General features: G+C 63.4%; 26 protein-coding genes. 23 read left to right on the plus strand and 3 right to left on the minus strand.

Annotated elements, in window-relative coordinates; translation table 11 throughout:
- Nucleotides 1–25 precede the first annotated feature (25 nt).
- Genes idi through ACSU1L_RS02370 form a run of 9 tightly spaced genes read left to right on the plus strand, consistent with a single transcriptional unit; the run spans nt 26 to nt 7,542 of the window.
- Nucleotides 26–568, plus strand: a complete 543-nt coding sequence (idi, locus tag ACSU1L_RS02330) for an isopentenyl-diphosphate Delta-isomerase (protein ID WP_439255034.1) — start codon at nt 26–28, stop codon at nt 566–568.
- Nucleotides 561–1,625: a polyprenyl synthetase family protein gene (locus tag ACSU1L_RS02335; protein ID WP_439254568.1), complete on the plus strand. Its 1,065-nt coding sequence runs from the start codon at nt 561–563 to the stop codon at nt 1,623–1,625. The genes idi and ACSU1L_RS02335 overlap by 8 nt, the downstream gene beginning before the upstream one ends.
- Nucleotides 1,622–2,488, plus strand: coding sequence for a phytoene/squalene synthase family protein (locus ACSU1L_RS02340; protein WP_439254570.1), 867 nt, complete (start codon nt 1,622–1,624; stop codon nt 2,486–2,488). The genes ACSU1L_RS02335 and ACSU1L_RS02340 overlap by 4 nt, the downstream gene beginning before the upstream one ends.
- The gene (gene crtI, locus ACSU1L_RS02345; RefSeq protein WP_439254572.1) at nt 2,485–4,044 is read left to right on the plus strand and encodes a phytoene desaturase family protein; all 1,560 of its coding nucleotides are present in this window, start codon (nt 2,485–2,487) and stop codon (nt 4,042–4,044) included. Before ACSU1L_RS02340 ends, crtI begins: the two co-directional genes overlap by 4 nt.
- Nucleotides 4,041–4,364, plus strand: a complete 324-nt coding sequence (locus ACSU1L_RS02350; protein WP_439254573.1) for a lycopene cyclase domain-containing protein — start codon at nt 4,041–4,043, stop codon at nt 4,362–4,364. Before crtI ends, ACSU1L_RS02350 begins: the two co-directional genes overlap by 4 nt.
- Nucleotides 4,361–4,696 (plus strand): lycopene cyclase domain-containing protein, encoded by a 336-nt coding sequence (locus ACSU1L_RS02355; protein ID WP_439254575.1) that lies wholly within the window; start codon nt 4,361–4,363, stop codon nt 4,694–4,696. The genes ACSU1L_RS02350 and ACSU1L_RS02355 overlap by 4 nt, the downstream gene beginning before the upstream one ends.
- Nucleotides 4,689–5,579, plus strand: a complete 891-nt coding sequence (locus ACSU1L_RS02360) for a prenyltransferase (protein ID WP_439254577.1) — start codon at nt 4,689–4,691, stop codon at nt 5,577–5,579. Before ACSU1L_RS02355 ends, ACSU1L_RS02360 begins: the two co-directional genes overlap by 8 nt.
- Entirely contained in the window at nt 5,576–7,048 is a 1,473-nt protein-coding gene (locus tag ACSU1L_RS02365) for an SDR family oxidoreductase (RefSeq protein ID WP_439254579.1), read from the plus strand. Before ACSU1L_RS02360 ends, ACSU1L_RS02365 begins: the two co-directional genes overlap by 4 nt.
- Nucleotides 7,045–7,542, plus strand: a complete 498-nt coding sequence (locus ACSU1L_RS02370; RefSeq protein WP_439254581.1) for a pyrimidine dimer DNA glycosylase/endonuclease V — start codon at nt 7,045–7,047, stop codon at nt 7,540–7,542. Before ACSU1L_RS02365 ends, ACSU1L_RS02370 begins: the two co-directional genes overlap by 4 nt.
- Nucleotides 7,543–7,607: 65 nt before the next feature.
- Here ACSU1L_RS02370 and ACSU1L_RS02375 read toward each other — a convergent pair whose 3' ends face one another.
- Nucleotides 7,608–8,438 carry a TspO/MBR family protein gene (locus ACSU1L_RS02375; RefSeq protein WP_439254583.1) on the minus strand — a complete coding sequence of 277 codons (831 nt, stop codon included), beginning with the start codon at nt 8,436–8,438 and terminating at the stop codon, nt 7,608–7,610.
- Nucleotides 8,439–8,896: 458 nt separating this feature from the next.
- Here ACSU1L_RS02375 and ACSU1L_RS02380 point away from each other — a divergent pair, with 458 nt between their 5' ends.
- The 4 genes from ACSU1L_RS02380 to ACSU1L_RS02395 all read left to right on the plus strand — a co-directional run bounded on the left by ACSU1L_RS02380 (nt 8,897) and on the right by ACSU1L_RS02395 (nt 14,170).
- Nucleotides 8,897–10,336, plus strand: coding sequence for a cell wall-binding repeat-containing protein (locus tag ACSU1L_RS02380; RefSeq protein WP_439254585.1), 1,440 nt, complete (start codon nt 8,897–8,899; stop codon nt 10,334–10,336).
- 119 nt (nt 10,337–10,455) lie between these two features.
- Nucleotides 10,456–11,559, plus strand: coding sequence for an FUSC family protein (locus ACSU1L_RS02385; protein ID WP_439254587.1), 1,104 nt, complete (start codon nt 10,456–10,458; stop codon nt 11,557–11,559).
- 122 nt (nt 11,560–11,681) lie between these two features.
- Nucleotides 11,682–13,619: a threonine--tRNA ligase gene (gene thrS, locus ACSU1L_RS02390; protein WP_438254854.1), complete on the plus strand. Its 1,938-nt coding sequence runs from the start codon at nt 11,682–11,684 to the stop codon at nt 13,617–13,619.
- Nucleotides 13,616–14,170: an HIT family protein gene (locus ACSU1L_RS02395; RefSeq protein WP_438254498.1), complete on the plus strand. Its 555-nt coding sequence runs from the start codon at nt 13,616–13,618 to the stop codon at nt 14,168–14,170. Before thrS ends, ACSU1L_RS02395 begins: the two co-directional genes overlap by 4 nt.
- Here ACSU1L_RS02395 and pdxY read toward each other — a convergent pair.
- Both pdxY and ACSU1L_RS02405 read right to left on the minus strand, forming a co-directional pair.
- Nucleotides 14,158–15,009: a pyridoxal kinase PdxY gene (gene pdxY, locus ACSU1L_RS02400; protein ID WP_439254589.1), complete on the minus strand. Its 852-nt coding sequence runs from the start codon at nt 15,007–15,009 to the stop codon at nt 14,158–14,160. The two genes, ACSU1L_RS02395 and pdxY, sit on opposite strands and share 13 nt — an antisense overlap.
- A 40-nt stretch (nt 15,010–15,049) precedes the next feature.
- The gene (locus tag ACSU1L_RS02405; protein ID WP_438254501.1) at nt 15,050–16,357 is read right to left on the minus strand and encodes an aminotransferase class I/II-fold pyridoxal phosphate-dependent enzyme; all 1,308 of its coding nucleotides are present in this window, start codon (nt 16,355–16,357) and stop codon (nt 15,050–15,052) included.
- Between the two features lie 96 nt (nt 16,358–16,453).
- Between ACSU1L_RS02405 and pdxS the strand changes: the two genes are divergently transcribed.
- The 10 genes from pdxS (at nt 16,454) to secF (ending at nt 25,275) form a co-directional block, all read left to right on the plus strand.
- Nucleotides 16,454–17,353 carry a pyridoxal 5'-phosphate synthase lyase subunit PdxS gene (pdxS, locus tag ACSU1L_RS02410; RefSeq protein WP_439254592.1) on the plus strand — a complete coding sequence of 300 codons (900 nt, stop codon included), beginning with the start codon at nt 16,454–16,456 and terminating at the stop codon, nt 17,351–17,353.
- Complete coding sequence (gene pdxT / locus ACSU1L_RS02415; protein WP_439254594.1) at nt 17,343–17,960, plus strand: pyridoxal 5'-phosphate synthase glutaminase subunit PdxT; 618 nt, start codon at nt 17,343–17,345, stop codon at nt 17,958–17,960. The genes pdxS and pdxT overlap by 11 nt, the downstream gene beginning before the upstream one ends.
- A 9-nt stretch (nt 17,961–17,969) precedes the next feature.
- Nucleotides 17,970–18,845, plus strand: coding sequence for a DUF402 domain-containing protein (locus ACSU1L_RS02420; RefSeq protein ID WP_439254596.1), 876 nt, complete (start codon nt 17,970–17,972; stop codon nt 18,843–18,845).
- Nucleotides 18,846–18,966: 121 nt separating this feature from the next.
- Complete coding sequence (locus ACSU1L_RS02425; protein ID WP_438254509.1) at nt 18,967–19,734, plus strand: YebC/PmpR family DNA-binding transcriptional regulator; 768 nt, start codon at nt 18,967–18,969, stop codon at nt 19,732–19,734.
- A gap of 57 nt (nt 19,735–19,791) precedes the next feature.
- Nucleotides 19,792–20,373: a crossover junction endodeoxyribonuclease RuvC gene (ruvC, locus tag ACSU1L_RS02430; RefSeq protein ID WP_438254511.1), complete on the plus strand. Its 582-nt coding sequence runs from the start codon at nt 19,792–19,794 to the stop codon at nt 20,371–20,373.
- A gap of 9 nt (nt 20,374–20,382) precedes the next feature.
- Nucleotides 20,383–21,003: a Holliday junction branch migration protein RuvA gene (gene ruvA / locus ACSU1L_RS02435; protein WP_438254512.1), complete on the plus strand. Its 621-nt coding sequence runs from the start codon at nt 20,383–20,385 to the stop codon at nt 21,001–21,003.
- Complete coding sequence (gene ruvB, locus ACSU1L_RS02440) at nt 20,996–22,039, plus strand: Holliday junction branch migration DNA helicase RuvB (RefSeq protein WP_438254514.1); 1,044 nt, start codon at nt 20,996–20,998, stop codon at nt 22,037–22,039. Before ruvA ends, ruvB begins: the two co-directional genes overlap by 8 nt.
- Nucleotides 22,040–22,110: 71 nt before the next feature.
- Nucleotides 22,111–22,512 (plus strand): preprotein translocase subunit YajC, encoded by a 402-nt coding sequence (locus ACSU1L_RS02445; protein ID WP_439254599.1) that lies wholly within the window; start codon nt 22,111–22,113, stop codon nt 22,510–22,512.
- Between the two features lie 43 nt (nt 22,513–22,555).
- The gene (gene secD, locus ACSU1L_RS02450) at nt 22,556–24,286 is read left to right on the plus strand and encodes a protein translocase subunit SecD (protein ID WP_438254517.1); all 1,731 of its coding nucleotides are present in this window, start codon (nt 22,556–22,558) and stop codon (nt 24,284–24,286) included.
- Nucleotides 24,286–25,275 (plus strand): protein translocase subunit SecF, encoded by a 990-nt coding sequence (secF, locus tag ACSU1L_RS02455; RefSeq protein ID WP_438254518.1) that lies wholly within the window; start codon nt 24,286–24,288, stop codon nt 25,273–25,275. The genes secD and secF overlap by 1 nt, the downstream gene beginning before the upstream one ends.
- Nucleotides 25,276–25,296: the final 21 nt, after the last annotated feature.

A 25,296-nucleotide genomic window follows, 5' to 3' on the forward strand; every position in this document is an offset into this window, starting at 1 on the left:
AACGAAATGAGGTAACGCAGTGGAGATGGTTGTTCTCGTCGACAACGAGGGTTCCCCGGTGGGCGTGCAAAGCAAAGAGAGCGTTCACGGCGTCTCCACACCTCGACATCTTGCGTTCTCCTGCCACGTCATCGATGCCGAGGGCCGACTTCTCGTGACCAGGCGCGCGCTGGGCAAGAGGACATGGCCCGGAGTGTGGACGAATGCGTTTTGCGGCCACCCGGGGCCGGGCGAGACCTTCGAGGATGCGGTGCGCCGTCGGGCGGCTTTCGAACTTGGGCTCACTGTCGACAGCATCGTCTGCGCGCTTCCCGATTTCGGATACGTCGCGCGTGACGCTTCAGGAATCGAAGAGAACGAGGATTGCCCAGTCTTCATCGCTAAGGCCGTCTCGTCACTGGCTCCGAATCCGGCTGAGGTTGCCGAGATCCAGTGGACCAGCGTGTCAGCACTGTCGACGGCGACGAAGGCTGCGCCTTGGGCTTTCAGTCCGTGGCTCATCGAGCATCTTCCCGGCCTTGTCTCGCATTTCTCAGGTGCCGACGTCGAATCGAGTAGAGATGTCTGACTCGGCTTCACGGCTCGACGAGGTCGCGCTCACGTTCGACACGAGGCTGATGGAAGTACTCGCGCAACGGCGGGAGCGTTCGCTTTCTTTCTCCGTTCCGTACACACAGCTGTGGGAAGCGTTGGAGCGGATGGCGAGAGGCGGAAAGAAGATCCGCCCACGGGTGCTGATGGACGCGTATCAGGCTCTTGGCGGCCTCGACGAGCGCGTGGCCGTCGATGCCGCGTGCGCGGTGGAACTCCTTCACATCGCACTCGTGATTCACGACGATGTGATCGACAAAGACCTGATGCGTCGCGGTGAGATGAACATCTCCGGGCGGTTCGCTTCGGAGGCGATGTCGCGTGGCACAGCCAGACGCGACGCGCACGCGTGGGGCGAGGCATCATCGCTTCTTGCGGGCGATCTCATGCTCACCCTGGCTCATTCCCTCCTTGCGCGCCTCGAGATCCCGGAAGACCAACGGCAGGCGGTTCTCGACATCTTTGATGCAACCGTTTTTGAGAGTGCGGCCGGGGAGCACTACGACGTGTGGCTGAGCATGCATCTCGAGCCGGCGGACTCGCAGGATGTCCTCGCGATGATCGACCAGAAGACGGCCGCCTACTCCTTTCAAGCTCCTCTCGTTCTCGCCGCAGTTCTTGCCGGTGCCACGACGAGTCTGATAGAAGAACTGACGGTCATCGCTCGCCAGATCGGCGTCATCTACCAGCTGCGAGATGATGTTCTCGGCTTGTTCGGCGATGAGCGAGACACGGGAAAGTCCGTACTCAGCGACCTGCGCGAAGGAAAGGAGACCCTCCTGATCGCCTACGCCCGCTCTGACCCCGGCTGGAATGAGGTCGAGTCCCTCTTCGGAGATGATGCGCTCAGCATCGCTGACGGTCACCTCCTGCGATGCGTCATCGAGGAATCGGGAGCACTCGTGTTCGTGGAATCACTCATCGCCGAACGCTGCGCGAACGTCAACCAGCTGATCCAAGAAGCAGCTCTGCCCACAGCGCTGCGAGAGCAGTTGACCACTTTGACCACCGCCTGCAACTCGCGAATCTCATGAACATCGCTGGCCTTGATCTTTACAACGCGACAGCGAAAGCAAGTGCAGCCGTCGTCATCCGTCGGTACTCGACATCATTCGGGTGGTCCAGCCGCCTGCTCGACGTTCACGTGCGAGACCACATCGCCCGTATCTACGCACTCGTACGCATCGCAGACGAGCTGGTCGACGGACCCGCCGAGCGTGCCGGGATCGACAGAGCAACACGAGGAGTGCTGCTCGACGAGCTCGAAGCAGAGACAGAGCGAGCCCTGCGGCTGGGATTCAGCACGAACCTGGTCGTGCACGCGTTCGCGTTGACGGGGCGCGAACACGGAATCGGAATGGCGTTATGCCGACCGTTCTTCGCGTCGATGAGACGAGATCTTGAGGTCACGTCGTTCGACGAAGGAGAGCTGAATGACTACATCTACGGCTCGGCCGAAGTGATCGGGCTCATGTGCTTGGCCGTCTTCGAATCCGGAGTGGTTCGCGAGGACGGCGAGCGTGAGCGATTGAACGATGGTGCCCGGCGCCTCGGAGCGGCGTTTCAGAAGGTGAACTTCCTTCGAGATTTCGCCGATGATCATGATGACCTCGGCCGCGCCTATTTCCCGGGGACGGAGAAGACACTGACGGAGCGCTCGAAGGCCGACATCGTCGCATCCATTCGGGAAGACCTGCGGGTCTCGGACCAATCGATTCCACTTCTTGCTCCGGGATGCCGCGCAGCCGTATGGGCCGCGCGGGCGATGTTTGGTGAACTGACGGATCGCATCGAAGCAACACCGGTCTCTGTGCTGACACACACCCGCGTTCGAGTTCCGAATCCCGTCAAGGCACGGATCCTCGCCCACGCGCTGGGGATGAAGGTGGCCCGGTGAAGGCGTCGCGTGTTGTCGTGATTGGCGGAGGTGTCAGTGGGCTTGCAACCGCCTGTCTGCTCGCTCGCGACGGCCATCGGGTGACCGTTCTCGAGAAGAACAGAGAGCTTGGCGGCAGGGCAGGGTCTTGGGAGCAGGACGGGTTCACCTTCGACACCGGGCCTTCCTGGTATCTGATGCCCGAGGTCTTCGATCACTTCTACCGGATGATGGGCACGACGACCGCCGAACAGCTCGACTTGGTGCCGTTGCAACCCGGATACCGGGTCTATGGCGAGCCAGTAGGGAAGACACCCGAGAATCCGATTGATGTGAGTTCCGGTGCGGATGCCGTCGCTGAAGCGTTCGAAGCGCGCGAGAGCGGGTCCGGCGACCGAGCCCGCACCTATCTCCGATCCTCGACCAAGACGTATCGCGCGGCAGTGAGCTCCTTCCTCTACAACCCGTTCTCGTCCTGGCGCGACTTCGCGTCGTTGCGGGTTCTCGCCTCCGTCCCTGCAGTTCTCCCCTTGCTGACGCGGTCGCTTTGGACGTTCGTCGCCCGCCGTTTCGCCGACAATCGTCTCCGTCAGGTCCTCGGCTACCCCGCGGTCTTCCTCGGCACGTCGCCGTTCGAGGCACCGGCGCTCTACCATCTGATGAGCCACATGGATCTAGTGGACGGCGTGAAGTATCCCGTCGGCGGCTTCCGGAAGTTCGTGACCTCGCTCGTCGACGTCGCACGAGAGAACAACGTCGAACTTCTCACCGACAGCGATGTCATCGCCATCTCGAGCGAGAACGGCGCGGTGCGCTCGGTCGAGTACTACCGCGACGGTGAGGCGGTCGTACTCGATGCCGACATTGTCGTCTCCGCGATCGACGAGCACCACACCGAGACAAAGCTGCTCGAGATGTCCGATCGTTCATATGCGCCGAAGCGGTGGGACAAGCAGATCTCAGGGCCGAGCGCCGTGCTCATCATGCTCGGCGTGCAGGGTGAGCTGCCCCAATTGCTGCACCACACGCTGCTCTTCTCGGACGATTGGCACGAGAATTTCGACGCGATCTTCGGGTCTCCGACGCGCATCCCGGAGCGGCCATCGCTCTACGTCTGCAAGCCGAGCGCGACCGATGACGACGTCGCGCCAGCCGGCCATGAAAACCTGTTCGTGCTCGTTCCGCTCCCACCCGATACGAACATCGGCCACGGCGGGCTCAACAGGTCGGGCGATGAGCTCGTGAACGCCGTCGCGGACAGCGCGATCGAACAGATCGCCGCCTGGGCGGACATCCCCGATCTCGCCTCCCGCATCGTCGTGCGACGCACCGTGGGGCCAGCGGACTTCGCCACGCAGTTCAACACCTTCCGCGGCAGCGCGCTCGGCCCCGCACACACACTGCGCCAGAGCGCCTTCTTCCGTGGGGTCACGAAATCCCGCCGCGTCAAAGGCCTCTTCTACGCCGGAGCGACCTCGGTGCCGGGCGTCGGCCTGCCCATGTGCCTCATCAGCGCGGAGCTGGTCCTGAAACACGTGCGCGGAGACCACTCGCCCGGACCCCTGGAGGAGAAATGAGTGGCGTCTACGCGGCATGCCTGCTCGTCAGCACCGCATGTCTCGTGCTGCTCGACATGCGCTTCGTGTTGGTCTTTCGACGCCGGGCGGTGGCGAGCGTGGTCGCCCTCATCGTCGGTGTCGTGTTCTTCGCCGCTTGGGATGCGGTGGGCATCGGCCTCGGAGTATTCCGGCACCTCGACTCGCGGTGGGCCACCGGCATTTTGCTCGCGCCGGAGTTCCCCATCGAGGAGTTGCTCTTCCTGGTCTTCCTCACCTACCTCACGCTCATTCTTCTGAGCGGTTGGCAACGCTGGCGGGAGAAGGCGAACCCACAATGACATACCTGCTCATGTCACTGCCCTTCCTCAGCGTCGGCCTCATCGTCTTCGCCATCGGCGCCGTCCATGCACGTCGGCGTGGCGCCGCACGACGCTACTTCTCATCATGGGCGGCGGCGACGGTGGCCTTGGTCACTCTCACGGCAGTGTTTGACAACGTGATGATGGCGGCCGGGTTCTTCGACTACGGCACCGAGCAGATCTCCGGCCTCCGGCTCGGACTCATGCCGGTGGAGGACTTCCTGTACCCCCTCGCCGGTGCGCTGCTGCTCTCTGGTGTCTGGCAACTGCTGAACGAACCCCGCGAGACGAAAGGACACCGCGATGGCTGAGCGCACGTCGCTGATCGGCACCCTTTTCGTCGCATCGCGGCCGCTGAGCTGGATCAACACCGCCTATCCGTTCACCGCGGTCTACATACTGACGACGGGGCGCATTGATCTCGCGTTGGTGGTCGGGACGATGTTCTTCCTCGTGCCATACAACCTGGCGATGTATGGTGTGAACGATGTGTTCGACTACGAGTCCGACCTCGCCAACCCCCGTAAGGGAGGTGCGGAGGGGGCAAAGCTCCCGCTTCGGCTGCACCGAGCGACGCTCGTGTCGGCCGCGGTGCTGGCGGTGCCGTTCGTGGTCGCGCTCGTCGTCCTCGGTGCGCAGCGACCGATTTCATGGGCCGTCCTCGCTGTGAGCCTGTTTGCGGTGCTCGCATACTCCGTGCGTGGACTGCGTTTCAAAGAGATCCCGGTACTCGACTCGATGACCTCGAGCACGCATTTCGTCACGCCAGCGCTCTACGCGCTCGCTCTCGCGGGAACGACTATCACCCCGGCGATCGTCTTGACGATGGTCGCGTTCTTCTGCTGGGGCATGGCGAGTCACGCGTTCGGTGCCGTGCAGGACATCGTTCCCGACCGGGATGCGGGTATCGGATCGATCGCCACGGTCTTCGGCGCTGCGGCGACGGTGAGGATCGCGGTCGCGCTTTGGGCTGTGGCCGGCATCCTCATGCTCTTCACGCCGTGGCCCGCGAATCTCGCAGCGATCGCCGCGCTGCCGTACATCATCATCGTCGCCCCATATCTGAGCGTCGACGACGCACACTCGGGAACCGCCAACCGCGCGTGGCGTCGGTTCCTGGCGATCAACTATGCGGTGGGTTTCGTCGTCACCTTGCTGCTGATCCTCTGTGCGACGGAAGGGCTTTTCTCATGACACACGTGCTCGTGACCGGCGCGACGGGCTACATCGGCGGTCGACTCGTGCCCCAGCTGCTCGAGGCAGGGCACGAGGTGAGCGTGTACGTCCGCTCTCCGTGGAAACTCAACGATGTGCCCTGGCGGGACCGTGTGCGCGTCTTCAAGGGCGATCTTTCGGATGCTGTCGCAACCCGCCGTGCGATGAACGGCGTGAATGTCGCGTTCTATTTGGTGCACTCGATGAGCGCAGGTCGTGATTTCATGCGTTCCGAGGAGGAAGCAGCGCGCACCTTCGCCCAATCAGCCGAAGCAGCGAAAGTGGGACGCATCGTCTACCTCGGCGGACTGCATCCGGAGGGCGCCGAGCTGTCGGAGCATCTGGCTTCGCGCGCCGCTGTCGGACAGGTTTTCATGGACTGTCCTGTGCCGGCCATCGTGTTCCAGGCGGGCATCGTGATCGGGTCCGGCTCGGCGTCATTTGAGATGATCCGCCACCTCACCGAGGTGCTGCCGTACATGCCCGCGCCGCGCTGGGTACGCAACCACGTGCAACCCATCGCCATTCGCGATGTGCTGCGCTATCTCGTGCACGTCGTGACGGTAGAGGAAGAACTCAATCGCACTTTCGATATCGGTGGTCTGGACATCCTGCGCTACGGACAGATGATGAACGGATACGCCCTCGAGGCCGGGCTTCCGCAACGACACATTGCCGCACTTCCCGTGCTCACGCCGTGGCTCGCGTCACAATGGGTGAGCCTCGTCAGCCCAGTTCCAAGCCAACTCGCGGTGCCGATCATCGCGTCCCTCCAGAACGACTGCATCGTCGGTGAGCATGACATCGACGGATACATCCCGCCGCTGGCGGAAGGCCTACTGCCGTATCGCACGGCTGTGCGTCTGGCGCTCACGCGTGAAGCTGAAGGACAGGTCGAGACGAGCTGGCAGAGTGCCACGGTGGCCGGCGCGCCCAGCGATCCGCTCCCAAGCGACCCGGAGTGGTCAGGTCACACCGTCTTCACCGATCTGCGCGAGCGGGAGAGCACAGCATCCACCGACGCCGTATGGGACGTGATCGAAGCGATCGGCGGAGAGAAAGGTTGGCATTCCTTCCCGCTGGCATGGGCCGCGCGCGGGTGGATCGATCGACTGGTCGGCGGCGTCGGGATGAGTCGCGGACGACGACACCCATCCCGGGTGAACAGCGGCGACGTCATCGACGTGTGGCGCGTGGAATCCATCGAACGCGGACGCATGCTGCGGCTGCGAGCCGAGATGCGGCTGCCAGGCCGCGCGTGGCTCGAGCTGAGCGTCGAGCCGACCGAGACGGGAAGCCGCTACCGCCAGCGTGCGGTTTATTTCCCGAAGGGGCTGTCCGGGCGGTTGTACTGGGCAGTTCTGCTGCCGTTCCACGGCATCATCTTCCCCGGCATGGCCGCCAGCATCCTTCGCGAAGCCGAGCGCTCGACGGAGAAGGCGCAATGAGACTGTGGTCGATGCATCCTCGCTACTTCGACCGCCAGGCCCTCACGGCATGCTGGCGCGAGGGGCTCCTCGCCCAAGCAGTAATCACTGAACCCGGCAGGGGATACTCCCACCATCCCCAGCTGCGACGGTTCCAGCAGATGGACGACCCCCGAGCCGCGATCGGGGACTATCTCAGCGCAATTGTCGACGAGGCAGATGCGCGCGGGTATCACTTCGCGAGAGAGAAGGTCCGCGCCACCGGGTTTGCGGTACGACTGCCACTCAATGACGGTCAGCTCGCCTACGAGTGGGCGCACCTTCGCAGCAAGCTGCAACTTCGCAGTCCGGACGTCTGGGCGCGCTGGCAGGCTCTGGTCTTCCCCGACCCGCATCCGAGCTTCGTGATGATCGACGGGCCGATCGCCGACTGGGAGAAGGTCTCCCCGCCCCCTGCGGCAAAGCAGACCCCGGAACAGAGAAGTACCAGTGGGCCGGAGGATTCATCACGATGAGCACCGCACACGATCGAGACCGTAGCCGGCTGCTGACAGCGCGAGTGTCGGGTGGAGACCTTGGCTTAAGCCACGGCAGAGTGGCTATCAGCGCGCTGAGCGACGAAGCGGTACACAACCGCTGCGATCATAACGACACACGCCGCAACCACAGCCGCGATCCCGACCAGTTGAGACGCCGGTTCATCAGTGATTCTGGCGACAGCAAGCCAGCACAGCCCCCAAGCCAGAGCAATCGCCGGGGTCAAGCGTCCACGCCCCGAGATCGCCGTCGCGACGCCACATAGCGCAGCAACGATTACGACGCCCACGCCCCAGGCGTCGGGGGCGATACCGAAGCCACGGAACCCAAGGGCAGTCAGCCACGCAGCCACGTTCGCAGCAGTCGCTATCGTCACCCACCCCAAATACAACCCGACCGTCCCGTCAAGAACGATGGACTCGACGACGACTGCCGCCTTCGAATCAGCATTCCGGGGCGTGCGCAACAACAGACTGAACGTGACGCCGAGAACGGTGAGAAGGACGAAAATGACGAGCACGGACAATCCGACCTGGTTGAGCTGTACGACTCCGATCCATGCGGCGTTGAGCAGCATAGACAGAGCGATGAGGTACCCGACGCGACGGTGCACCGCTCGCGCCGCCTGGCTGGGGAACAACTGCCATACGGAGTACGCGAACAGTCCGAGGTAGATCACCGACCATATGCTGAACGCGGGACCCGCCGGCGCGATCAGCGTCGAATCAGATGCAAGCGCGCCGCCGGCCGCGTCTTGAATCGGTGTACCGCCGAGCGCGCCGGAACCGAAGAAGGCACCAGCGATCGCCACGAGCGCAAGAACGAAGACGACCACTTGTCTCACGCGGTCAGAGGCCTGAGGTGAACCGGTCATGCTCGCACCCTACGCGAGCGATGCCGACGAGGACAGAGGATTTGGGCGTAGACCTCCAAATTCAACCAGCAGGAGCTGGTCCCGGAACGCATGTTTTTGCAGCTCCACACGCAAGGGCTCCGGAGATCCGCCGGGACTGCTGCACGGTACTCACTCACGGACACTTTGAGCTCAGCTGCCAGCTTGGTCACGAGCTGTAAGAACGTCGAGATATTCCGCGCACCAACGCAAACTAGCGGGCGGCGACGATTGGACGCCGGTGTCTCGAAATGACACAATTACACGACCGGGAACTGTCGTGAATCTGGGACAAAGTCGGACATCGTGACCGTGAACGGTCAGGATGTCATGGTGCTCACACACCTTCGATCCCAGTATCGCGCACAGAGAACCCCGGTTGCGCCGGGTTTTTTTATGCCCGGATGGGTATCGGCGGGGGCTGATCAGAAAGACACACCATGCGATTCAAGATCGTCCTCGCTGCAGCCGTTGCTGCGCTGCTCGGCCTCACAACGGCCGTTCCCGCCAACGCCGCTGACACCAACGCAGATTCACCGAACGTCGCATACAACGAGGTGCTCAGCGTTCAGCAAGCGCGCCAGCTGATTTTCAACGAGACCAATGCTGCGCGCGCAAGCAAGGGCCTCCCCGCGCTGAAGCAGTCCAGCGGCCTGACCGACTTGGCGCAAGGCTGGTCACAACAGCAGGCCCGAGCCGATCGGATGTATCACAACCCGAACTACGCCTCCGGGTCACCGGCAGGCTGGTTCTGGCTGGCGGAGAATGTGGCCGCCGGCTACAACTACACCGATGTCGTCGATGCGTGGCTGCGTTCTCCCGGTCACTACCGCAACATCATGAACGCCAACGCCACCCATATCGGCATCGGCATCGCCTACAGCGCGACACGAGGCACGGCCTACTTCACCCAGAACTTCGGCGGGTACTCGTCATCACCCGATTCGGGAATCGACGACGTCGTTGTGACGCCGTCGACGGTGAAGGTCTCACGATTGTGGGGCGCTGATCGCTATGAAACGGCGCGCCGCATCCTCTCGCAGTTCCCCAAGAGCGACACGTTGTATGTTGCATCCGGTCAGGTATTCGCCGACGCTCTGTCGGCAGCAGCCATCGCTGGACGAAGCGGCGACCCTGTGGTCATCACACCGTCACAGGGGCTCACGGACAACCTCATCCACTCCATCTGGAAGCGCAGCCCGAAGCGCATCATCATCATGGGCGGTACAGGGGCTGTCAGCGAGAACGTCGTCAACCAGCTTCGTCGGTATCTGCCGAACACCGAATACATCCGTATGGCAGGCGCCGACCGCTATGCGACGAGCATGATGGCGGTGGAGAAGCTCTGGCAGGGCAAGCTTGAGCACGCCTACCTCGCGGTGGGATCCAACTATCCGGATGCCCTCGCAGCTGCCCCGGCCGCGATCAAACAGGGCGCGACCGTCATCCCCGTTCGGGGCGCTAAACCTGACGCTCAGCTGTTGTCGCTGTTGCAGAAGAAGGGCGTGAAGCAGATCACCCTCGTCGGCAGCACGGGTGTCATTCCGAGCAGCTTCGAGCAGAGTCTCAGGTCAAAGGGATTCAGCGTCACTCGTCTGGGCGGTCAGGATCGGTACGCCACCGCCGAGGCGATCGCGAAGAAGGTTTTCCCCGGCGCACAGGAGAAAGCCTTCATCGCAACCGGCTCCAACTTCGCGGATGCTCTGGCCGCTGCGCCACTGGCCGGCAAGACGAAATCACCGCTGCTGCTGTCGCGGACGACATGCTTGCCCGCAGGAACATCTGCCTATCTGAAGAGCAGTACAACCCGTCAGGTCGTGCTGTTGGGCGGTTCAGGTGTTCTCACGAACGCGATTGAACGACACCTCGCCAGCTGCTGACCCGCGAACCCTCATCGGGCGCGGTGTCAATGGGGCAGTCGCATTCGGCGACAGGGGCGATGATCTGATTCTGCACACAGATCGGAGAATCAGATGTCTGACCCCAACGCGCAGTGGCAGTGACGTCCGCTGCTCATCAACGACGGCACGCTCTCGTCGAGGTCGGCAGAAGCATTACGCGAGCTGATCGACTGCTGCTGGCTGCCAAAGCAGCGGTCGCTGCCGCAGCCGCGTGGTATCTCGCCCGATACGTGCCGTTCGCGGATGGCGAGTACTCGCATTACGCGCCTCTCGGCGTTCTCGTCAGCATGTATCCGACGTTGGCAGGGTCCGCGCGGGCGGGGGTGCAGTCGCTGGCGGGACTCGCGATCGGCATCGCGCTCGGACTCGGAGGATTGGGAATCGTGCTCCTGGGCGCTCCCGCCGTCGTCGCCGTCGCCGTTGTCATCGCGGCCGGGATCATCATCGGAGGAATCAGGGTTCTCGGTGCCGGCAGCGACTGGGTAGCCATCGCCGGACTGTTCGTCCTCCTGCTGGGTGGCACCGCAGCCGATGAGTTCTCCGTGTCTTATCTGCTGACGATGGCCTTCGGCATCATCGTCGGAGTTCTGACGAACCTTCTTGTGTTCCCTCCGCTTCATCTTCGACGTGCCGCTGCACGCCTATCGGCTTTGCGTGATGCGACGGCCACGGCGCTGGATGACATCGCGGATGCATTGCAGCGCGATCGCGTCAGCGCGGACGAGATCGACAGGGCCACCGAGGGCTTGATGTCGCTGCGCGCGGGAGTCGCGGATGACGTTGGACAAGCGCAGGAGAGCAGCAGAGGCAACCCGCGGGTGCGACGGCGTCGCGACGATCGAGACCTCATCAGCAGTCGAATGCACGCAGTCGGGATGACCACGCAGGCAGCCGTCGAACTCGGCGATGTGGTGCTTCGTGCTGAGGAAGATGGTGCGCTTCCTGATCTATCTATCCGGATGTCGCTTGCGGAATCCGTTCGTGCCTGTCGTGACCTCGTGGCGGCTTCCCCCGGCGATGGTGAAGCCGAGACCAAGGTTTCGCGAGCAATGCAGACGCTGGACGAGTCGGTCGCGCAGTTGAACCGGCATCCGAATTCCGCGACGAAGCCTGACTATTCGCCCGCGTATGCGTACGCCGCCATCGTGTGTGCGAGGCGCATCGTCGACGCCTGCAGGGCGTTCGCCATCGGAACCCGCTGAACGTGCGTCGAAGCATCCCTCGGGCGAGTAATCTGGACGAAGACCTAGTGGAGTGATCTGTGCCTGAAAATGCCCAGCCGAAAGACGGCTTCGCCCTGTTCTCTGACCGTTCCGTCGTTGCCATGCGCGTCGACGGCGAGCTGAAGGATCTCGCGGCTACCGTGACGGATGCCGATGTTGTCGAGCCGGTCACGATCGATAGTGAGGATGGGCTCGCGATCCTGCGGCACTCTGCAGCTCACGTGCTCGCCCAAGCTGTGCAGCGGATCAACCCGCAGGCGAACCTCGGCATCGGCCCGCCCGTCACCGACGGCTTCTACTACGACTTCGGCGTCGAAACGCCCTTCACTCCCGAAGACATCAAGGCCATCTCGAAGGAGATGCAGCGCATCATCCGCGAGGGACAGCGCTTCACCCGTCGTGTCGTCACCGAGGCAGAAGCACGCGCCGAGCTGGCGGACGAACCGTTCAAGCTCGAGCTCATCGAACTCGCCGGTGGCCCCGGTTCCGGGGCGAATGCCGCTGAGGGCGCGTCTGCGGAGATCGGCGCGGGCGAGCTGACCATCTACGACAACGTTTCCAAGGACGGCGAGGTGGTCTGGAAGGACCTCTGCCGGGGCCCGCACCTGCCGAGCACGCGCATGATCGGCAATGGTTGGGACCTCACCCGCATCGCTGCCGCATACTGGCGCGGTAGCGAGAAGAATCCGCAGCTGCAGCGCATCTACGGAACGGCCTGGCCGAGCAAGGATGAACTGAAGGCCTACAAGGACCGTCTCGCCGAGGCCGAGCGCCGCGATCACCGCAAGCTCGGCGTCGAGATGGATCTGTTCTCCTTCCCGGACGAGATCGGCTCGGGACTCGCGGTCTTCCATCCCAAGGGCGGAATCATCCGCTACGAGATCGAAGAGAACCTGCGCAGGCATCTGCTGCGCAACGGCTACGACGTAGTCAACAGTCCGCACATCACCAAGAAGGATCTGTTCCAGACTTCTGGGCACCTGCAGACCTACTCGGACGGCATGTTCCCTCCGATGCACCTCGACGAGATTACGGACGAGGACGGCAACGTCACGAGGCAGGGCCAGGACTATTACCTGAAGCCGATGAACTGCCCGTTCCACAACCTCATCTATCGCTCGCGCGGACGTTCATACCGTGAGCTGCCGCTGCGATTGGCCGAGTTCGGAACCGTATACCGCTATGAGAAGAGCGGCACACTGTCGGGCCTCACCCGTGTGCGCGGTCTCACCCAGGATGACGCGCACATCTACGTCGCCCAGGACCAGGTGCAAGAAGAGCTCACGACGAACCTCAATCTCGTGCTTGATCTGCTCCGCGATTACGGTCTGAATGACTTCTACCTCGAGCTGTCGACCAACGAGGAGGGCAACCCGAAGTTCCTGGGCGAGCCGGAGCAGTGGACAACTGCGATCGAGTCACTGCGTCAGGTCGCCGTGGCATCCGGTCTGGAGCTCGTCGCCGATCCCGGAGGCGCCGCGTTCTACGGCCCGAAGATCTCGGTGCAGGCGCGTGACGCGATCGGACGCACCTGGCAGATGTCGACCATTCAGCTCGACTTCAACCAGCCTGAACGCTTCGAACTCGAATACACCGGCTCCGACGGCCAGAAGCATCGTCCGGTGATGATTCACCGTGCACTGCTCGGGTCCGTTGAGCGCTTCTTCGCGATCCTCCTCGAGCACTACGCCGGCGACTTCCCGGTATGGCTGGCCCCGATGCAGGTTGTTGGTGTGCCGGTAGCAGAGCAGTATTCGGAATACCTCGACGGCGTGATCGCCCAGCTGCGCCAACAAGATGTGCGTGCGGAAGTGGATCACTCCGATGACCGGATGCAGAAGAAGATTCGCAACCACACCACGGCCAAGGTCCCGCTGATGCTCATCGCCGGTGAGCAGGATCGGGATGCCGGTACCGTCTCGTTCCGCTTCCGCGACGGCACGCAGGAAAACGGTGTGCCGATTGCGGATGCTGTCGCCCGCATCCGTGCGGCCATCGCATCGCATGCGCTTGTGCACACGGCGGAAGACCTCGCATGATCGATAGGGATGCCGTCGAGGATGCCGCACACCTCGCCGGCGTCCCCGACGAGTTTCAGCGGCTGTGGACCCCGCACCGGATGGCATACATCCAGGCGGGGCCTGAGCCGCTGCGCGAAGAGTGCCCGTTCTGCGAGGCGCCGAAGCATCCCGATGCCGAGCGTCTGATCGTCGCCCGCGGGAAGACTGCCTACGTGCTGCTGAATCTCTTTCCGTACAATTCCGGCCACCTGCTGGTCTGCCCGTATCGGCACATCGCCACCTACGATCAGGCCACGGCAGAAGAGGTCGCTGAAATCGGCGAGCTCAGCCAGATCGGCATGCGTGTGCTGCGCCAAGTCTCGAACTGCGACGGCTTCAACCTGGGCATGAACCAGGGTGCGGTGGCGGGGGCAGGCGTCGACGCCCACCTTCATCAGCACATCGTGCCGAGGTGGACGTCGGATGCGAACTTCTTCCCGATCATCGCCAAGACGAAGGCGCTGCCGCAACTGCTCGGCGAGGTGCGCGAAGCGGTGGCCGCGGCGTGGTCGAGCGGTCAGCGGACCTGACGCGCAGCGAACTGCATCTTCGGGTGCGCGTAGTACTCCTGCGCCTCGATGAGCTTCAGCTCGCGGGCGTCGGAATCCAGCGTCAGCTGCAGCAGATCGAACACGCTTGACGCGGTGCGCTCCAACGCCACCTGAGCGCTCCGGGTCGAAACGTAGTGCGCGGTGAAGAGCGCCGCGGTGACATCTCCGGACCCGTTGGCCTTCATCGGCAGGAACGGGGTCTGCACGATCCAGGCGCCGGCATCGTCGGCGGCGAGCATTTCGATGGTGCCCTCTTCACGGTCAGGACGCTCCACACTGGTGACCAGAACGATCGACGGGCCCATGGCACGTGCCAGATCAACGGAATCGAGCGTCGACTCCAGTGTGTCCGGCTCAGTTCGGGTGAGGAATCCCAACTCGAACTGATTCGGCGTGATGATGTCAGCGACGGGAACCACCCGCTCGCGCAGAAGCTCAGGGATAGCCGGTGCGACGAAGCATCCGGACTTGGCATTGCCCATGACCGGATCGCACGCGTACAGCGCGGCCGGGTTCGCCGCCTTGACTCGCGCGACGGCATCGATGATCACGTCGCCGATGCCCTCGCCGCCCTGGTAACCGGAAAGAATCGCGTTGACCTCGGGGAAGACCCCGCGCTCTTCGATGCCGGTGATCACGTCTGCGACGTCGCTGGGAGCGATCAGTGGACCACGCCAGGCGCCATAGCCGGTGTGGTTCGAGAAGTTCACAGTGTTGACCGGGAGGACATCGACGCCGATGCGCTGCAGGGGGAACACCGCGGCCGAGTTGCCGACGTGGCCGTAGGCGACAGCTGACTGGATCGAGAGGATCTTCATCCTTGAATCTTCTCACTGCCGGCCGCGTGCTTCGCGCACATCAGTCGATAGCCGCGGCGATATCTGCGACGAGTTGCTCAGCATCGGTGGGGGAAAGGTCATGCACGGTGAGGCGCAGGTGATGGGAAGGCCTGTCCGTGTCGATGAGCGAGAAGCCGTCGCCGGTCCTCACCAGCCACCCTCGTCGCATCAACCGTTCTGACACAATCTGGGCTGGCTGGGGCAACTCGACCCAGAGGTTCATACCGTCGGAGTAGTGGGTGCCGATGCCGTGATCGCGCAGCCGCCCGGCAAAGGCCGTATTTCGCTCGACGTAGTGCGCTCCGGAGGCGCGGATCGACTCTCGCACCTGTTCATTGCTGAGCAGGCCGAGCGTCAGACGCTGCAGCAGGTGACTCACCCAGGTGGTTCCGGGGCTCAGCCGCATCGCGAGTTGGCCGGCTGTTTCCCGGTCGGTGGCAGCCACGGCCAGGCACATGTCGGGACCCAGGAACTTCGACACCGAGCGCAGCAGGGCGAACCGCTTGTGCTCGGGGCCGATCAGAGATTCGTATGGTCGTGATGACAGCATCGAGAAGTGGTCGTCTTCGATGATCAGAACGTAGGGATGCTCCGCCATCAGTTCCCGTAGCGCCGCAGCACGTGCTTGCGAGAGGCTCGCACCGGTCGGGTTCTGCGCGCGCGGTGTGCAAATGACTGCGCGCACACCGGCATCCAGCGCCGCCTGCAGTCCCTCGACGGTCATGCCCTCGTCATCGACCGGGACAGGGACCGCACGATAGCCACCCAGACGAACGGTATGGATGCTGGCAAGAAAGCAGGGATCCTCCAGAGCGACGGCATCGTCGCGCATCAACGCCTGCGCGAGCAATCGCTCGACGGCATCCACTGCGCCACTGGTGATCGTGATCTGAAAGTCAGACGAGTGCAGGTCGGGAGAGACCCAATCCCGCGCCCAGGCGTCAAGCGCAGTGTCGATGACCGGCTCCCCGTACAGCACCGGCCGGCCGGTCACGCTCGCCAGGACGGGGGACGGGTCCGGGATCAGTCGGGGGTCAGGATTTCCGGTGCCGACATCGCGCAGGACAGTGTCGGCGGCATACCCTTCCTGCGCGACAGCGCTGTGCTCGACGAGCATCGTTCCGGCACGCCCGCGACTGATGACCAGACCGGCTTGGGCGAGTTGCCGGTACGCGGACACAGCTGTGTTGCGGTTGACGCCGAGGCGTGCAGCGAGCTCGCGCACCGGCGGAAGAACCGCGCCCGGGGTCAGGACACCGCGCTGTCGCAGTTCACGCACGCTCGAGGCGATATCGGCTGCCGTCGTACCCGTGATCTGGTCGCTCATGTCACCTCTCGACATATGAGTCTAGGCGGTCTCGAACTGGTGCTATCTTTTGGCATAGATCAATGACTCTGTTTGGATGATTGAAAGGAGCAGCTCATGGCTGCAGACCAGAATTCCACCACCGGATCATCCCGCGTCAAGCGCGGACTCGCTGAGATGCTCAAGGGCGGCGTCATCATGGACGTTGTCACTGCGGAGCAGGCAAAGATCGCGGAGGATGCCGGCGCTGTCGCCGTCATGGCGCTCGAGCGTGTTCCGGCAGACATCCGCGCGCAGGGCGGAGTTTCGCGCATGAGCGACCCGGACATGATCGACAGCATCATCGACACCGTCTCGATCCCGGTTATGGCCAAGGCACGCATCGGTCACTTCGTTGAGGCTCAGGTGCTGCAGGAGCTCGGCGTCGATTACATCGACGAATCGGAGGTGCTTTCGCCTGCCGACTACGTCAATCACATCGACAAGTTCGGCTTCACCGTGCCCTTCGTCTGCGGCGCCACGAACCTCGGTGAGGCCCTGCGCCGCATCAACGAGGGTGCCGCCATGATCCGCTCCAAGGGGGAAGCGGGCACCGGCGATGTCTCTGAGGCGACGAGGCACATTCGTAAGATCCGCTCCGAGATAAACGTGCTGCGATCTATGACCAAGGACGAGCTGTTCGTCGCGGCCAAAGAACTGCAGGCACCGTACGAGCTCGTCGCCGAGATCGCTGAGACGGGCAAGCTCCCGGTCGTGCTCTTCGTCGCCGGGGGAGTCGCAACCCCCGCCGACGCCGCGATGATGATGCAACTCGGCGCTGATGGCGTCTTCGTCGGCTCGGGCATCTTCAAATCGGGTAACCCCGCCGAGCGTGCGGCGGCAATTGTGAAGGCGACGACCTTCTATGACGACGCGAAGGTGGTCGCAGAGGTGTCACGCGGACTCGGCGAGGCGATGGTGGGTATCAACGTCTCGGATCTGCCCGCGCCGCACCGGCTCTCCGAGCGTGGCTGGTAACGCCGACGCTCCACGGATCGGCGTTCTCGCGCTGCAGGGCGATGTGCGCGAGCACGAACGCGTGCTGCACGGACTCGGGGCGGACGTCATCCGCGTGCGCCGCCCCGAGGAGCTCGCGACGGTGAGCGGCCTCGTGATTCCCGGCGGCGAATCCACTGTCATTGACAAGCTGTCGCGGCAGTTCGGATTGCAGCAGCCGATGCGGGATGCGATCGCCGGGGGGATGCCCGTACTCGGCACCTGCGCCGGGCTGATCATGCTCGCCGACTGTGTGCGCGACGGAATCAACGGTCAGCAGAGCTTCGGCGGGTTGGACGTGGTCGTCCGGCGCAATGCGTTCGGTCGACAGCTCGAGTCATTCGAAGCCGAACTTGATGTCGCCGTGCTCGGGGCTCCGCCGGTGCGGGCGACCTTCATCCGCGGTCCTGTCGTGGAGTCCGTCGGCACGAGCGCCACGGTGCTGGCCTCGCTGCCGGATGGTCGCGTCGTCGCGGTCGGGCAGGGCCATCTCGTCGGGCTGAGCTTTCACCCGGAGCTCACGGGGGAGTACCGGTTCCACGAACGGCTGCTGAGGGTTGCTGCCGTTCACCACTCCGTCACACGATAGCGTGGCGGGATGCGATTGCCGATCGGATCCACAGCTGTCAGCGCGAGTGGTGGAAACGCCGAACTCATCGGCCGGATCGGCAGCGGGTGGCTCCCGATCTCTGCGGGAACCATGACGCTGGATCAAGCGATCTCCCTCCTCGATGATTCCGGCCGCGACGAGTACGTCGACCCGCTCCTGCGCAGCGCGGTGCCCTCATCCGACGAGGATGCCCCGCGCTTCACACCGGGAGAAGCGATTCTCTGGCGGTACTCGCGCCATATCGAAGGGGCACGGGTGGTCCGTGATGATGCCCAGGGTCTGGTGATCTGGATCCCCTCCGGATCGGCACGTCTGGAATCAGTTCCTGCCGATGGCCGGCGCCCGCGCGAGGTGTCGCTGGATGAACGCTTCAGCGTTCCCTGGAAGATGCAGGAGTCGACGTGGACGGGCCCCGGCATCGTTCGAGTGGCTCCTGCCGGTCGCCCCTGGTCGATCTGGTTCTTCCGTCGCCCGGACGGTACGCCCGACGGCGCCTACGTGAACGTGGAGCTGCCCCACCGCCGCGTCGCCGGTGAAGCCGGCGGAATCTTCTCGCGCGACCTCGTGCTGGACATCTGGATCGATGCCGAGCACCCGGGAGCGCAGGATGTCTGGCTGAAGGATGCCGACGAACTGGAAGCAGCGGTCGCGCAGGGACGCTTCACGGCAGAACAGGCCGAAGCCGTGCGCGTACTGGCTGATCACGCCGGCGCGGAATTCATCGCCACAGGCGGTTGGCCGCTCGATGAGCAGTGGGATGAATGGATGCCAGATGCCGCATGGGATCTGCCGGTGCCACTGCCGGACAGCTCCGTCATCGACTCCGCACGCCGACGATCAGGGCGGTCGAGCCTGGAGGGCTGAACAACTGGCAGACGGTCCCGCGGACCGTCTCGGCGGGGGCGTTCCCACACGTCACGACCAGATTCTTTAGAATGGACCATGCGCTGCGACGTCAGCAGAGCGAAACGAAGAGCGGAGAAACATGGCCGGGCACTCTAAATGGGCAACTACGAAGCACAAGAAGGCTGTCATCGACTCCCGTCGTGCGAAGTCGTGGGCAAAGCTCATCAAGAACATCGAAGTTGCGGCCAAGCTCGGTGGTGCCGATCTGGCTGGCAACCCGACGCTCTATGACGCGGTGCTCAAAGCGAAGAAGATGTCGGTCCCGAAGGACAACATCGACCGTGCCGTCAAACGCGGCGCCGGTATCGGTGGCGAAGCGATCGAATACACCTCGATCATGTACGAAGGCTACGGTCCCAACGGCGTCGCACTCATGATCGAGTGTCTGACCGATAACAAGAATCGTGCAGCCGCTGAGGTGCGTACGGCGCTCACCCGCAACGGTGGCACCCTCGCCGATCCGGGCAGCGTCGCCTACAATTTCACCCGCAAGGGCCTCATCGTTGTCGGTGCGGAAGACACGACCGAAGATGCCGTGATGGAAGCGGTCCTGGAAGCCGGTGCTGAAGAGATCGAGCCGCACGGCGACGGCTTCGGCGTCATCACCGAGGCAACGGATCTGGTCTCCGTGCGCACCGCCTTGCAGGAAGCCGGTATCGACTACGACTCGGCTGATGTGGAGTTCATCCCGAACCTCAAGGTCGAGATCGATGCTGCGACCGCTCGCAAGATCTTCCGCCTCATCGATGCACTCGAAGACAGCGAAGACGTGCAGAACGTGTACAGCAACTTCGACCTCACCGCTGAAGTGCAGGCCGAACTCGAGGAAGACAGCGACGAGGACTGACCTGCCTTCACAGCGCGCCGCTGAAGCCGTCGCTCCTCTGGCACCTAGCCTGGGGGAGTGACGGCTTCTTCTTTGCGCGTGCTCGGTATCGACCCGGGACTGACCCGGTGCGGCATCGGCGTCGTCGACGTGGACCGCGCACGCCGAGGAACCCTCGTGCATGTCGGGGTGATACGAACGGCGCCGGATGCTCCGATCGGCGAACGACTGGCCGGAGTTGCCGCCGGCATCCGAGAGGTTCTCAACGAACATCAGCCGGATGCCGTAGCCGTCGAGCGGGTGTTCGCACAGCACAACAGCCACACGGTGATGGGCACGGCGCAGGCCAGCGGGGTGGCCCTGCTGATCGCCGCAGAGGCGGGCTTGCCCGCGGCGACCCACACCCCGAGTGAGGTAAAAGCGGCAGTCACCGGGTACGGATCGGCCGATAAGAAGCAGGTACAGGCGATGATCGCCCGTATCCTGCGGCTGGATGCCCCACCGCAACCCGCGGACGCGGCCGATGCCCTCGCCATCGCCCTGTGTCATGCGTGGCGGCGAGGCGGTGTTGCAGCGGCAGCTGGTGCGCTGACCCCGGCCCAGCAGGCCTGGGCCGATGCTGAGCGTGTCGCTCGAACATACATACGATCCGGCTCGTAGGCTGGGGAGATGATCTCCTCTCTGCACGGAACCGTGCTGGCCACCGGTGCGGACCATGTCGTCATCGAAGTTGGCGGGGTCGGATTCTTCGTGTTCGTGCCCGGAGACGTCGCTCACACCGCGCGCACTGGCGCTCAGCTGCGGTTGCACACGAGCCTCATCGTGCGCGAAGACGCTCTCACGCTGTTCGGCTTTGCCGAGCCGACGGAGCTGGAGGTCTTCGGACAATTGCTCAGTGTCACCGGTGTCGGTCCGAAATCTGCGTTGGGTGTGCTCGGACACCTCAGCGTCGATCAGATCGCTACGGCAGTCATCGACGACGATGACGCACCGTTCCGACGTGTCTCCGGTATCGGACCGAAGACGGCGAAGTTGATCGTCGTGCAGCTTGCCGGAAAGCTGCAGCCGCCGTCTCCTGCTGCCGCGTCCACCGCCCCTGGTGCTGTGGACATCACGGCCCAGGTGACCATCGCGCTGGTGGGTCTCGGCTGGTCTGAGAAGGTCGCGGCTGAGGCTGCCGAGGCCGCAGCTGCCGCTGCCAGCGAGTCTGACCGCGGCTCTGTCTCACTGCTGCTGCGCCAGGCACTTGCTGCGCTTGGGCCGGCCAAGGCGGGAGCAGCACGTGGCTGAGGAGAACTTCTCTGAGGGTCGCGATGCGGCCGAGCCGATCGACGAAACAGAGCTCGCCATCGAAGGTGCGCTGCGGCCGGAGAGCCTCGGCGAGTTCGTCGGGCAGCCGAAGGTGCGCGGACAACTGCAACTGCTTCTAGACGCGGCACGCATCCAGAACCGGCCACCCGATCACATTCTGCTCGCCGGCCCTCCCGGGTTGGGTAAGACGACCCTCGCGATGATTGTCGCGTACGAGAGTGAACGTCCGCTCCGCCTTTCCAGCGGCCCCGCGATCCAGCACGCCGGCGACCTCGCGGCGCTGCTGTCCAGCCTCATTCCCGGGGAGGTGTTGTTCATCGACGAGATCCACCGGATGGCGCGCTCGGCGGAAGAGATGCTCTACCTCGCGATGGAAGACTTCCGCATCGACATCATGGTCGGAAAGGGCGCGGGCGCTACCAGCATCCCGCTGGATCTTGCGCCCTTCACGCTCGTCGGCGCCACGACACGCTCTGGTCTGCTGCCGAATCCTTTACGCGACCGCTTCGGCTTCACCGGTCATCTGGAGTTCTATGACGACGGTGACCTCGAGAAGGTGATCGCGCGCTCGTCGAGCGTTCTCGGTGTCGGGCTGCCTGACGACGCGCTGAATGAGATCGCTCGCCGATCCCGAGGTACCCCGCGAATCGCGAACAGGCTTCTGCGCCGGGTCCGCGACTACGCCCTTGTGCACGGAGATCACGGATCAGCATCGATTTCGGACGTCAACGCGGCGTTGGAACTCTACGACGTCGACCCGATCGGTCTCGACCGCCTCGACCGTGCTGTTCTCGACATGCTCGTGCGGCGCTTCCGCGGTGGTCCGGTAGGACTGAGCACGCTCGCCGTGGCCGTCGGTGAAGAGGCGGAGACCGTTGAGAGCGTGGTCGAGCCCTATCTCGTCCGAATCGGATTCCTCGGTCGAACGCCACGCGGACGCGTTGCGACACCTGAGGCATACCAGCACCTCGGCCTGCAGCATCCGGAAACGGCGACATTGCTCAATGACCTATAATCGCTGGAGACTTCCCCCCGAACTCTCTGCGCGTCCACCGTTGGCGTGCGCACTTTGAAAGGCCCTGCCTGATGGAAATCATCCTCTTCGGCGTACTAGCCGTCCTGCTCGTCTTCATGTTCCTCAACACGCGCAAGCGCCAGAAGCAGATGAAGGCCGAACAGGAAGAGAAGGCCACGAAGACGGTTCCCGGGGTCAAGGTGCTGATGCAGGGTGGTCTCTACGGAACCATCGTCGCGTACGACCCTGAGGACCTGGACTCGCCGGCTCTCGTCGAGATTGCCCCGGGAACGGTCATCGAGGTACACAGCCAGGCGATCCTGCGCATCGTCGAGCCGAACGTGGTCGACGACCTCGAAGGCGAAGACCTCGTTGAGGTTGAAGATGAGGCCATTGCATCCGAGGCAGATCTTGCCGCCGAGACTCCTGAGGAGACCCGCGCCCGTCTGGATCGGGACTCCGACAGCAAGTAATTCGTCCGACCGCCTGACCGGCATCGTAGAAAGCTGAACATACGTGGCTTCGTCTTCTCCCGTCCGTCATGCCTGGAAGGTTCTGCTCAGCCTTCTGATCGTGACTGCTGCGCTGTTCGGCGTGAACGCAATCGGTGTCTATGGCTTTGAAAAGAGCTCGTGGACACCTGAGCTCGCGCTTGATCTTCAGGGCGGCACACAGATAGTCCTGAGTGCCGTCACTGAGGACGGTGCCAATCCCACGCAGGAGCAGCTCGATCAGGCTGCGGCGATCATCCGCCAACGCGTCAACGCGTCTGGTGTGACAGAGGCCGACATCACGACCGAGGGCGGACGCAACATTGTTGTGCAGATCCCCGGTGTCGCTGATGAGGAGACGCGCGCGCGTATCGAAGCGAGCGCGCAGCTCGAGTTCCGCTCCGTGATCTTCTTCGGAAGCCCAGCGACCGAGTTCGTCGGAGAAGACGGCAACGCAACGCCGTACCCGGCCCCGGACCCGACTGCGAACGCGATCCCCACGCCGGAGCCGACCGACGGCAGCGATATGGCCTGGGTGACGGAGAAGCTCCAAGCCGAGTTCCTCGCCTACGACTGCGCGAACCCCGACAACGAGTCTGCCGATACACCCGCGGACCAGCCCCTGATCACCTGTGACGACCTCGGTCAGGCCAAGTACATCCTCGGACCGACCGAGCTCACCGGCGATGCGATCGATGATGCCACCAGCGGTCGCGACCAGCGCAACGGTGCATGGACGGTCAACCTCACCCTCGATTCGCAGGGTGCCAAGACCTTCGGCGAGATCAGCCAGCGCCTCTACCAGAACCAGCTCGCCGGCCTCACCCCGCGCGACCAGTTCGCCTTCGTTCTCGATGGCAAGGTCATCTCCGCTCCGCAGATGAACGGTGTGATCCTCGACGGCAAGCCCAGCATCTCCGGCTCGTTCACGCAGGAGAGCGCTGAAGCTCTCGCGGATCAGCTGAAGTACGGTGCGCTGCCGCTGAGCTTCACCACCGAGAGTGCGTCGAGTGTTTCGGCGACGCTGGGTTCGCAGCAGCTCATGATCGGTCTCATCGCCGGACTCATCGGTCTTGCGCTGGTGGCTGTGTACTCGTTGCTCAGTTACCGAGCACTCGGCGCGGTGATCATTGCATCGATCGCGGTCATGGGCGTGTTGACCTACATCATCGTCTGCATCCTGGCCTGGCGCCTCGGCTTCCGCCTGTCGCTGGCCGGCGTGGCAGGTCTGATCGTGTCGATCGGTTTCGTCGCCGACTCGTTCATCGTCTACTTCGAACGAATACGAGATGAGCTGCGCGACGGCAAATCCATCACGAATGCGGTGGAGGACGGCTGGGGACGCGCCAAGCGCACGATTTACATCTCCAAGTCGATCAACATCCTGGCCGCAGTCGTGCTGTACATCCTGGCTGACTCCACGGTGAAGGGCTTTGCCTTCACCCTGGGACTCACGACGATCATCGACATCTTCATCTTCGTCATCTTCACGCACCCGGTGATGCAGATCCTGGCGCGCACCAAGTTCTTCGGAGGCGGGCACAAGCTCTCCGGCCTTGACCCCGACGCGCTGGGGGCGGTTTACCACGCCCGCTCGCAGTATCGGACTGTCGAGCCTGTGCGCGGTGGACGAGCAGGAAAGATCAACCGTTCTCGAAACGAGGCTGAGCGCCGGCAGACCATTGCGGAGCGCAAACGTGCCGAAGCCCTCATCGGAAACAGTCATACCAACGCCGGAAGCGAGGGAGAGCGCTGATGGCCTCCATGAATGAATTCGGCAACAACCTGTACACGGGAAAGACCTCTTTCCCGTTCGTCGGCAAGCGCCGTCTGTGGTTCATCATCGCGATCGCACTGATCGTGGCATCCGCCCTTGTGCCGTTGCTGCGCCCTGTGCAGTTCTCGATCGAGTTCACTGGCGGGTCGCAGTTCACGGTCGTCGCGCCCGAGTCGACTGATCAGGCCAAGGCATCCGACGCCGTGCAGTCTGTCGTGCCGAATGCCGCCGTCAAGGTCGCCATCGTCGGTGAGAGCGACGTGCGCGTGCAGACGGATCAGATGACGCAGAGCGAGACTCTCGCCGTGGCGCAGGCGCTGGCTGACCAGTATCAGGTGGATGCTGACGAGGTGAACACATCGTTCATCGGCCCGCAGTGGGGGGAGAACGTCACACGACAGTCGCTCTGGGGCCTGGTGGTGTTCCTGATTCTGACGTTCCTGATTCTCGCGGTGTACTTCCGCACGTGGAAGATGTCGGCCGCTGCCATCATTGGTCTGCTCGATGTGCTCGTGATCACCGTGGGCATCTATGCACTGGCCGGGTTCGAGATCTCGCCCGCGGCCGTCATCGGGTTCCTCACGATCCTGGCGTACTCGTTGTATGACACGACGGTGGTGTTCGACAAGATTCGAGAAAACACCACGGAGGACGGCGAAAACTCCTCACGCACCTTCGGAGAATCGGTGAACCTCGCGGTGAACCAGACGCTGGTGCGCTCGATCAACACTTCGATCGTCGCAGCGCTCCCCGTCGGCGCGATTCTGTTCATCGGAGCGTTCTGGCTCGGGGCGGAGACGCTGACCGATATTTCGCTGTCGATCTTCGTGGGCATCATCGTCGCGACGTACTCCACGCTGTTCGTTGCAGCACCGCTGTACTCGCTGTTCCGGGAGAAAGAACCGGACATCATCGAGCGCGACAAGCGCGTGCTCGAGCTGCGTGAACGGGCCGCCGCTGACGCCTGAACGCGTAATCGTTCGAGCGAA

The organism is Microbacterium sp. A94, from assembly GCF_051842855.1.
Classification (GTDB): domain Bacteria; phylum Actinomycetota; class Actinomycetes; order Actinomycetales; family Microbacteriaceae; genus Microbacterium.

Excerpts from the sequence above, each read along its gene's own strand:
- ACSU1L_RS02355 (WP_439254575.1), top strand. The coding sequence starts at position 4,361 with ATGACATACCTGCTCATGTCACTGCCCTTCCTCAGCGTCGGCCTCATC.
- ACSU1L_RS02425 (WP_438254509.1), top strand. The coding sequence starts at position 18,967 with ATGGCCGGGCACTCTAAATGGGCAACTACGAAGCACAAGAAGGCTGTC.
- ruvA (WP_438254512.1), top strand. The coding sequence starts at position 20,383 with ATGATCTCCTCTCTGCACGGAACCGTGCTGGCCACCGGTGCGGACCAT.
- ACSU1L_RS02340 (WP_439254570.1), top strand. The coding sequence starts at position 1,622 with ATGAACATCGCTGGCCTTGATCTTTACAACGCGACAGCGAAAGCAAGT.
- ACSU1L_RS02375 (WP_439254583.1), bottom strand. The coding sequence starts at position 8,438 with ATGACCGGTTCACCTCAGGCCTCTGACCGCGTGAGACAAGTGGTCGTC.
- secF (WP_438254518.1), top strand. The coding sequence starts at position 24,286 with ATGGCCTCCATGAATGAATTCGGCAACAACCTGTACACGGGAAAGACC.
- ACSU1L_RS02395 (WP_438254498.1), top strand. The coding sequence starts at position 13,616 with ATGATCGATAGGGATGCCGTCGAGGATGCCGCACACCTCGCCGGCGTC.
- ACSU1L_RS02405 (WP_438254501.1), bottom strand. The coding sequence starts at position 16,357 with ATGAGCGACCAGATCACGGGTACGACGGCAGCCGATATCGCCTCGAGC.
- ACSU1L_RS02360 (WP_439254577.1), top strand. The coding sequence starts at position 4,689 with ATGGCTGAGCGCACGTCGCTGATCGGCACCCTTTTCGTCGCATCGCGG.
- ACSU1L_RS02420 (WP_439254596.1), top strand. The coding sequence starts at position 17,970 with ATGCGATTGCCGATCGGATCCACAGCTGTCAGCGCGAGTGGTGGAAAC.
- idi (WP_439255034.1), top strand. The coding sequence starts at position 26 with ATGGTTGTTCTCGTCGACAACGAGGGTTCCCCGGTGGGCGTGCAAAGC.
- ACSU1L_RS02350 (WP_439254573.1), top strand. The coding sequence starts at position 4,041 with ATGAGTGGCGTCTACGCGGCATGCCTGCTCGTCAGCACCGCATGTCTC.
- ACSU1L_RS02365 (WP_439254579.1), top strand. The coding sequence starts at position 5,576 with ATGACACACGTGCTCGTGACCGGCGCGACGGGCTACATCGGCGGTCGA.
- pdxY (WP_439254589.1), bottom strand. The coding sequence starts at position 15,009 with ATGAAGATCCTCTCGATCCAGTCAGCTGTCGCCTACGGCCACGTCGGC.
- thrS (WP_438254854.1), top strand. The coding sequence starts at position 11,682 with ATGCGCGTCGACGGCGAGCTGAAGGATCTCGCGGCTACCGTGACGGAT.
- ACSU1L_RS02370 (WP_439254581.1), top strand. The coding sequence starts at position 7,045 with ATGAGACTGTGGTCGATGCATCCTCGCTACTTCGACCGCCAGGCCCTC.
- ACSU1L_RS02335 (WP_439254568.1), top strand. The coding sequence starts at position 561 with ATGTCTGACTCGGCTTCACGGCTCGACGAGGTCGCGCTCACGTTCGAC.
- pdxS (WP_439254592.1), top strand. The coding sequence starts at position 16,454 with ATGGCTGCAGACCAGAATTCCACCACCGGATCATCCCGCGTCAAGCGC.
- ACSU1L_RS02380 (WP_439254585.1), top strand. The coding sequence starts at position 8,897 with ATGCGATTCAAGATCGTCCTCGCTGCAGCCGTTGCTGCGCTGCTCGGC.
- ACSU1L_RS02445 (WP_439254599.1), top strand. The coding sequence starts at position 22,111 with ATGGAAATCATCCTCTTCGGCGTACTAGCCGTCCTGCTCGTCTTCATG.